Source organism: Aulosira sp. FACHB-615 (assembly GCF_014698045.1).
Classification (GTDB): Bacteria; Cyanobacteriota; Cyanobacteriia; order Cyanobacteriales; family Nostocaceae; genus Nostoc_B.
Map to the genome: position 1 here is coordinate 1 of NZ_JACJSE010000068.1, position 10,475 is coordinate 10,475.

1 protein-coding gene is annotated in these 10,475 nt (G+C 41.4%); it reads right to left on the minus strand.

From position 1 onward, the window contains the following. Window positions 1-10,475 (minus strand): Calx-beta domain-containing protein (locus H6G77_RS34805; protein ID WP_190874095.1); only part of this gene is annotated, 10,475 nt, incomplete at both ends.

Genomic DNA, 10,475 nt, shown 5'->3' on the forward strand with positions numbered 1-10,475 from the left:
CTGGCGGCGATGCTGGCGATGTGTGAACCGTGTCCGTTTTTGTCGCTTGCGTCGTTGTCGTTGTCGGCGAAATCGTATTGGTAGATGATGCGATCGCCTATGCCATCATTATTATTATCTGCACCGAAGAAGGGATGATCTAAGTCAATGCCAGTGTCGATGATGACGGTGGTGTAACCTTGACCTTTGATATGGGCAAAGCGGCTATCTGCGAGGAAGTCATCAAGGTTAATTAAGTTAGTGGCTGTGGTGGTTTGGGTGTTGCTGGTGACACTGAGGGGATCACTGGGAGTAAAGATTTCCGTCGTGGATGCGGTAGTTGTAATGTTAATGATGGGGTAAGTTTGTTTCCAACCATTTTGGACGACTTGGGCAACTGTATAATTACCAGGGCGGAGGTCGTTGAAGGTGTAATTACCTTGGGAGTCGGTGAGGGTGGAAGTTTCACCTGCATCTAATAGGCTGTTGTTATTGGTATCTAGGTAAACTGTCCAGCTTAGTAGGGTGGGTTCATCGTTACCTTTGATACCGTCGCCGTTGACATCGTTCCAAACAGTACCGCGAATTTCGGCATCATTATCTTGGATGGCGACGTTGATATTGGGCAAGGTTAAGCCGTTGTAGTTGTTGTCACTGCTACTAATGCTGTGAGTAATTGTAGCTGTGTGGTTTCCTTCTGGGGTGGTGTCGTTAACGGCTGTAACTGTGATGGTTTGCGGAGTATTCCAGTTAGCAGCCGTGAAGGTGAGGGTAGTGTTATTGGTGGTAATTTGACTACCAGTATTTAGGGTAATAGTGACATCAGCAGTGGGTTGAGTTTTTAAGACAACTGTGTATGTGTCGGTTGCGCCACCTTCTACTACATTAGTGCTACCGTTAGATTGTGTAATTGTTACCCCTGGAGTGGCTGCACCTTGGATGGTAAAGGTGGTATTCTTTGGTTCAATACCTGCATTTCCGGCTAAGTCTTGAATGCCGGGGGTGTTAATTTGTAGGTTGTAAGTTCCGGGTGTTTGGGTGAGAGTTTCTAAGCCGTTGATGCGGTAAGTTGTTCCAGAAACATTACTAATTGTGACTGCATTAGTTATTAAGTTCGTGCCACCATCACGAGTTAAGGTAATGTCTTGATAGTTAAAGGTAGACAAGTTAATAGTTTCGGAGAATTGAACATCAACAGCACCAACAGGAGTAGTAACAGGTTGTGATGGAATATTTAAGAAGTTAATTAATGTTGGTGCGGTGACATCAGCAAAGATACTCAGAGGTGTGGTTGTTGTATTTCCGGCTGCATCTACAACTTGAATTTCTAATTCTCTTGCACCTGCACCAGATAATTGTACGGTGCTATTAAAGTTAGTGCCGTTAACAGTGGCTTGTCCTAGAGATTGATTGATATTTTTATCGCGGATGTAAACTTTTAAGCCAGTTTCATCCAAAGAACCAGAGATATTTATTGATGTACTATTGACTCGAACTTGACCAAATTCATTGAGGATGCCTAAACTCGTATTTGTCATTGCGAGCGACAGCGAAGCAATCTCACCGTCTTGTGTTCCATTCGCAATGCCGGATGGGTTAAGATTTGCTGTTACTTGAATATTGGTCGCAGCATTAGGCGCAATTGTATCTAATGTCCAATTTTCAGACAGGGAATTAGTCACAATATTTCCGGCTGTGTCTTTAATACCACTGCCCACAACTGTAAAACTATAAGTGCCATCAGTAGTTTGTAACCCATTTAAACCACTGAAGCGATATGTTGTGTTATTCAGTTGAGTAAAGCTGACACCATTGGTAATTAAATTAGTTGTGCCATCACGGGTGAGAATAACGTCACTCAGATCAAAAGTTGTCGAGTCAATTAATTTGGAAAAGGCAATATCGAGAGTAGAAACTTTAGTATTGCGGGGGCTGGTGACATCGGTAATTGATAGCAGACTGGGGGCATTTGTATCTAATGTCCAGGTAAATCCTTTTGCACCTACGCCTGTATTACCGTCGGTATCTGTGACACCTCTAGCATTAATTAAAAATGAGTATTCACCATCAACATTAGTTAAATCACCCAGGTTATTAATTTGATAAGTAGTTGCGTTAATTGGGGTGATAGTAACGGTACTCTTAATTAAATCACCGCCACCATTGCGGTTGAGGAACAAATCGCTAAAGTCGAAGCTGCTGGGGTTAATGGCTTCGGTGAAGGAGACGGTAGCGGTGTTAACTGGTGTTTTGAGGCGGTTGGAGGTGAAGCCAGAAATGGAAGCGACGGTGGGACGTTCGCCTGTGAAAATCCAATTTTCGGTAACAACTCCTGTCCCGGAAATTCCTTCAAAATCTTGCACTCCGGCGGCATTCACACTCAGCTGATATTGTCCCACATTGCCTGTGATGCCTTGTAAGTTACCGATGCGGTAGGTGTTGGCGTTAACTGGGGTAATGCTGAGGTTGTTGGTATTAACTGCAACACCATCTAGGGTGAGGGTGATGTCACTGGTGTCAAAGGTGGCTGTTTTGATGGGTTCGGTGAAGACAACATCTAAGGTGTTAACGGGAGTGTTGCGGGGGTTGGGGTCAACATCGACAATTTCGCGGACTTTGGGCGGGGTTTGGTCGCCTGTGGTGTAGGTGATGGTGTAGGTTTGTGTGCCGGCTGTGGTGTTGTTGTCGAGTAAATGTAAGATATTTTCGTAGATGGGACGACCTGTGGCGGGGAAGGTTCGGTCTGTTGTCCACACGTTGTCTAAAATGACTTCTGTACCATCGCTACGCAGTACCTTTTTAATTTGGAATTGTCCGTTACCAGGGTCATTGAGGCGCAGATAAGTCCATCCTGATTCTACAGTGGCACTGAGTTGGACTGTTAAATCTTCAAACGTTGCTGCACCGTCTGTGGTGGCGTTGGTAACGACTTTTACGGGTGCTGTTGTGCCACTGCTGAAGTAGAGGGTATCAGGGTCGAAGTTGGCATCAAAGACATCGTTAACTAAAAAGTCTGTCAGGTTGTCATCGTTGGCGCGAACTTTGCGAATTAGTTCGTGAATTTTGACTTCTTTAATTAGAGAAAGTTCAGGGTTGTTGAGTCCGTTGACGTGTTCAAAAGTGGCTTTGTATTCGATGAACTTGCCTTGCAGACTTGACTTGAGTAACCAGTCAGCGACGGCGGTTTGTCCGGCGGCGATGTTGCCGAAGTTAACAGTTAAGGAAGGGTTGACAGTTTCGTTGTTGACTTGGCTACCGATAATTTGGAAGTCAATCAGCAAGCCTTTTTCATTGTCAACAATTTTCGGTTGGGCGGAAGTGATTTTGAGATTTTTTGCGTCGCCTTTACCTTGGTTTTTGACGAGAACACCAAGGGAGAAGGGGACTGATGTTTCAGTTTGGTCGGTGAAGGGGTCATCACCGTAGACGTTGCGTTGCTGGAAGTAGTCGAGGTAGAGTTCCGCTTGGGGATAGACGGTGATGGGGGTGGATAGTAAGGGGACTGTGATGCGTTGACCGTTTTCGGTATAGGAGAGTGTACCACCGATGCTGTATTGAGTGGGAACTTCCGGCGCAGCGAGGTTTGTGGGGATGAATGTCCATTGTGCGCTACCGATACCTTCATCTTGGGGGGTGTTGGGGTCATCGCCTGTGAGGATACCTGTACCGTCAATGGCGGTGATGTTTTTCAGGATGGGGTTGGTAATGCCGAAGAGGTTGTTGACTATGTTACCTTGTGCGTCTTTGACTTGCAGGGTGACGGTGAGGTTTTCTAGGTTTGTGGTGTTACCGTTGTCGATTTCTAGTTCGCCCAGGAAGGCGGAACGGGTCATTACTGCGTCTTGGTCAATTTTGATGCTGACTTTAGCACAAACACCATTACTATCGCTGTTTAATACTTCCTGCAAATTATCTATAGATTCAAGTGCTTGTTCTATTGGATCTGTAAAGCCAGATGCTTCGGATATCTCAATTGTTTTTCGTGCAGCAGCTAAAAGTTCTTTCCAAACATCTAATGCAATGAAGTCAGAACTTTGTCCATCTGGTACATCACCCAAATTGAATATATTAGCTTCATAATAGTCAAAAGTTCTGTTCCAGCGATCTATGAGGCGATTAACATCGCTTGCTGATATTCCGCTAGGAAGAGTTGTTTGTAGCAACTCATTACGTTCCACATCTGAAATACGAGAAGTTTCTCTTAGTAGACTTCTAATCAAATTGTCATAAGTATCTAACCAGTCAACTAAGTTTTCCTTATTATAGTTACTTAGATTGATAAATCCTTCAAAGGTTTCCACCCAATTCGCAAAAACGCTTGGATCTTCTTCTCCCGATTGCATCCAAACTTCATTACCAAACAGGAAAATATGAGTATCAATCAATGGCTTTAAATTGGCCAACTCTTGCTCAAGTTCATCTAATGTACTCTGCAAAAAAGAGGTTGTAATTGTGGATGAGCTAAGGGTATTTCCCAAGGGATTAAAAAAATCAGGGCAGGCTTTAATAATATTGATAATACAATTGGCAATTGTCTTAGGTTTGACTTGTTTTGAAATTAAAATATTCAAACCAACTTTTTTAACCACGCAATCAATAATAGCTTGTTTAATTTTCTCTTTACACGGGTCACAATCAGCTGCTTGTTGAATTTCACCAGTATCAATAATAATTCCACTATTACCAAAGCGACCACTTGAACCAGTACCCCCTCTATCAAATAACTTTAATAGTTCGTCTATTCCACGCCCTATTTGACCTAATATTGAGTAGATAACAGGATGACAATTGCCTTCCGCATTTAGAAAGGGAACAGGAATAGCTCTCTTAATGGTTTCACCACTACATTCATAAGAAAAACTAATTCCTGCCGTAATAACGCAAGGAATGGAAGGGTCTTCTATAAAAGAGTTTTCTGATGATGACAGCGTTTTGAATCCGTTTAAACTGTTGTTTATACTATCAAAATCACCAATTTTAGTAATACGGACTGGAATCGTCAAAGAACTCTTAGCTGCTAATGTATCGATTCCATTAATAAGCGGCTCAAATTTATAAAAAGGATGACTTTGTATCCCCAAATTGATGTCTTTAGCTGCAATTAACCCATAATTAGTGGCAGTTAAATTAATCTGCATCACTTGACCCACTTCTGTTAATTCTGCCAAATCAATCTGGGGAGGATCAATAACTACTGTTGGAACAAGAACATTAGTTTCAAAAACACTTTCAACATTAATTTTGTATTCATCCTGAATTTCAGTGGGAGTTACCGTCCAAATATATTTAACCGTCTGACGTGAGAGGAATGAATTAACGTTTTCAATTTCCCCTGCATCGATTTTCAATGTCTGACTATAGGAAGTATGCTTATCAGCAGTAATGTCTAACTTGTAATATCCTTCAGCAATGCCATCCCAAGAGACTATTCCTGTATTGTCGGTAACGACACGGCGCACTTCATTGCCTGTAAAATAATCTCGCAAGATAACAGTTGCATTTGCTAACTTGGGTGAACCCTCCGCAAAGTAGGTTAACTCATTTTCAACATTGATCCGCAAGCTACCTACTGCATCAGAAATCGCTCGGAAATTAAAGCCAAGGGAAAGATCACCATCATTTCCTGCCGCATCTAAGACTACATTTCCCTTATATTCCCCTATTTCTAAATTGGTATCGGGAGTCAGTAAGAGCGTGACTTTTGTTGATTCACCAACTCCTAGTTTATCAATCGTGACAGGTGATGCTAACTTTAACCAAGGTGCATCTGGTAATAATACCTGAATATCTTCTGCAATTGCACCTCCTTCATTAGTGACATCAAACTCAACGACTGTTTGATTACCTTTTAACATTCCACTACTTAAGAGATTGCTAGAAGCAACCAAACGAGGGACAATTCGCTCTAAATTCACAGCAATGGGTAAAGTAGTGGTGACTCCTTCTGCACTGGTGAGCTTGATATTAAAGGTATCCTGAGTAATTACAGAATCATTCGGCGCAGTAATGGTGTAGGTAAGGGTATTTTGACCCGAAGCTGCTAAATTTATAGGTGCATTAACTTGCACATCCCATCCATTCACCACACTATCAACAGTGGCGGTAATTCCCGTTAAACCAATATCGGTGAGATTTTGTAAATTGACTGAAGCGGTAAAGGGAGAATCTGCAATTACTTTATGAGATGCTTGATTTGTATTAAACCGCATTCCCAACAGCTTAAAAGTGTCCTCCGGTACGTTATCTTCGGTGGGGTTGCCAGGAAAATAGGCATTAATTTTATATTGTCCACCTTCAGTGGGTAGGGGATTAAATGCGCGGACAAAATTACCATTAGCATCAGTAAATGCGTTTAACTCTCGAAGAATTCCGTTATTTTCAACCTTAATGGTGACAAATTCAAAGGCAATTGGAGAATTATCTGCATTACTTAATGCTTGACCTCGCAAATTAACTGATTGGCCTGCAATTCCCACTTCTACGTCAGTAGAAACAACGGCACGATAAGCAGGTAACACATTAATTTGTGTAATAGTTGTATTATTATTATCACCAATATTACCACCTTCACCAAGAATATTGGTGGCATCTGTTACGCCAATTAGATAAAAAGTCCCAGCATTCTTAGGCGTAAAAAAGGGTAAATTCCGTTCGTAAAACTGTCCAACAGGGATATTAGCATTAATCTTAAATTCTCCTAATAAAGTATCACCATTATCTAATTGAGTATCTTTTGATAGATAAATTCGATCTACTAAGGGGTTGTCTTCAGAAGTAATAACAGATGAAAGTCCTTTATTTTCAACTCTATATCTAAAACTTGCTTGTTTTCCAGTTAATAATGGTGTCGTTGTATAGAGACTAGAAACCACCAAATCTGGTACATTAATATCTGTTACTGTAATATTGCGTGAACCGCTATTAAATCCATTTGCTGAAGCCGTAATATTAACTGTTTGCGCTCCATCTGCTACCCCATCATCAATCGTATTAATAGCAAAATTTGCAGAAGCTTGATTAGCTAGAATAGTGACTTGAAGTGGTACAGTTGCTTCTGTAGTATCGCTAGAATTTAGGGTAATGACTAAATCCTCATTTGTAACAATATTTCGAGTGACAGTTCCAATTGCTGCGTTAATTCCTGCACTTTCAGCAACAGTATCTTTATTGATGGATACGCTTAATGAGGGTGTTGTACCATTATCAACAATAGTTAAAGTTGCTGTATTTTGATTTCCTAACGTTGCACCACCAGTAGGACTAGTTAGTGTGAGAGTAACTGTTTCATCCGGTTCTACGAGAATATCATTTTGAATCGGTATCTCAATGACTTTACTGGTAACACCATCTTCTAAGGTAAAGTTAATAACTGTTTGGCTATAGTCATCGGGATAAGAAGCAGTTCCGCCACTTAAGGTAATACTTGCGCCTACATCTCCTGTTAAACGTCCATTACGAGTTACAGTTACAGCTGCTATAGCCTGTCCATTTTCACGAACACTGAAATTAGCTGCACTAAAGGCCAATTCTACATCATCATCAAGAATGGTAATGACTGCACTGCTGCGATTACCAATGGTTGCCTCACTTGTGGGATTAGTAAGGTTAATAGTAAAGGTTTCATTTGTTTCTACTTTGGCATCATTGCGGATGCGAATGGCATTAGTACCGCCTAAACTTGCTAATTCAACAGGGATAACTTTACTGGTTTCACCATCCGCTAAACTTACAACAAATGAGCCATTATAAAAGTCATTATTTACAGAATTAGCAGCACAACCGCATCCTATTGCTGTACCATCAGTAAAGGTTACGGTTGCACTAACTGCACCTGTTGCGCGTCCTGTCCGAGTTACAATGATGTTAGTAACCGCAGTTCCGTCTTCTCTGACAGTATAATTACTTGCGCTGAAATTGAGTTGTACATCATCATCCGCAATTGCTACAACAGCCGTTTGTTGCTCACCAATAGTTGCACCACCCGTAGGATTAGTTAGTGTGAGGTTGAGAGTTTCTGTATTTTCGACTAGGGTATCATTATTGATGGGAATAGCGACTGTTTTGGGTGTTGTATCCCCATCCGCAAAGATGACTATAATAGGTGTATTAGCGTAGTCACTGAGTGCTGTTGCTGTTACGTCACTTAGATTAACAGTAACACTGACTTCCCCATCACTTCCCCCAGTACGAATAACGGTGATTTGGTTTGCTGTCGTACCGTCTTCATTAATAATGTAAGTGGGGTTGCTGAAGGCTAAAATGCCTTGCTGAGGAGCATCATTATTAATGATAGTGAGGGTTGCTGTCTGCTGAGTGGCAAGAGTTGCACCGCCTGTGGGATTGGAGAGAGAAAGTGTAACGGTTTCGTTCGCTTCAAATTTCGTATCATCAACTATGGGGACTGTAACGGTTTTGCTGATTTCTCCATCAGCAAAGATGACTGTAATAGGTGTATTGTTATAGTCATTAGGCGCAGTAGCACTTCCGTTGCTCGGCGTTAAAAGAACGCTAATTTCGCCATCACTTCCACCAGTCCGAGTTAGAGTAACTTGGTTGATGGGTGTTCCGTCTTCATTAACACTATAGTTAGCCGCACTAAAAGCGATCGCTCCAGGTAAGAAAGGATCGTCATTGACAATCGTTAGAGTTGCATTATTTTGAATGCCAATGGTTGCGCCACCTGTCGCATTGCTGAGAATTAAGTTAATGGTTTCATTGGCTTCAAATTTGCTGTCATTGACAATAGGAATGCTGACAGTTTTTGATGTCTCTGCATTAGTAAAGATAACGGTAATGGGGGTATTGTTATAGTCATCAGGGGCAGTGGCACTTCCACCACTTGGTGTTAAAAGAACACTAACTTCGCCATCACTTCCACCAGTACGAGTTAGGGTAACTTGACTAATCGGTGTTCCGTTCTCATTAACACTATAGGTAGCTTGGGAGAAAGCTATAGTACCGGGAACAGCATCATTGTCAATAATACTTATAACTGCGTTTACTTGTGTACCTAATATTGCGCTATTAGTAGGATTCGATAGGGTGAGGTTGATAGTTTCTGTTGGTTCATAAACTGTATCATTAACAATAGGTATATTAATAGTTTTAGAAGTTTCACCACTAGCGAAAGTGACATTAGTGGGAGTATTGAAATAGTCATCGGGTGCGATCGCGCTCCCATTACTAAGTGTGAGGATAACGCTAACGTCGCCGTTTGTGCCACCTGTACGGTTAATAGTCACTGCCGCAATCGGCGTGCCGTCTTCATTAATACTATAGTTGGCGCTACTAAAGGCAAGAATTCCAGGAAACGCATCGTTATCCACAATACTTAAGATGGCAGTATTTTGTGCGCCAATGGTTGCCCCACCAATAGGATTGCTAAGAGCTAAGTTAACAGATTCATTACTTTCATAAACAGTATCATTAATTACAGGTATTGTGACTGTTTTACTAGTTTCTCCGTTAGCAAAGCTAACTGTAATCGGGTTGCTAATAAAGTCACTAGGTGCTGTTGCTGTGCCGTTAGTAGGAACTACAGTAATACTGACGACCCCATCGCTGCCTCCAGTACGAGTAAGAGTTACTTGATTAATAGGCGTACCATCTTCGCTAACACTGTAGTTAGTTTCACTAAAGGCGATTGTTCCTGGGAGGGCATCGTTATCAACAATAGTTAAATTGGCTGTCTTTTGAGTTCCTAAAGATGCGCCATTGGTAGGGTTAATCAAGGTAAGATTAACTGTTTCATTGGATTCATAAATATTATCGTTAACAATAGGAATAGTAATAGTTTTGCTGTTTTCACCATCTGCAAAGTTCACAGTGATACTAGTATTGTCATAATCACTAGGGGCAATAGCTGTACCATTAGTCAAAGCCAAAGTTACACTAACTGCACCAACAGTTCCTTGTTCACGAGTAATTGTAATGGTGGCGTTGTTACTTTCAGGAGTGCTAAAAGTAGCCTGACTAAAGGAAAGTAAACCCGATTCGTTTTGTGCTTCGATGAAAACGTTGGAGTTGAGGTTTAATCCTGTAACTCCTTCAACAATGGCAATAAGTTCATCTGGTTCACCAATAGGCTTTTTAATATAAATTGCTGTGCCTGTAATGTTATTGATAGGAGATGAACCCAGGATATAATTACTTTTTGGGCCTGTAAGTTGAATGATATCCTCACTAACATTAAAGCTAACAATGCGGGCATAATCTGTTATACCTGCGGTAGTACTATTGCCATCATCATAAAAAGTAGTAGCTGCATTACCGATAACATAAATGTCTCCACCTGTACCTCCTTGGAGAACATCAATTTCTCCTAATCCAGGATTGACAGAGTTTTGAGCGACACCGATGAGGCGATCATTTCCATTCCCAGTGTTGATAATGTCATTACCAGCGCCAGCACTAATGGTGTCATTCCCATCACCTGTGGTAATAGTATCATTGGCTAATGTGCCTGTAATTTGAAACCGCTCGATGTTGGAAAAGCT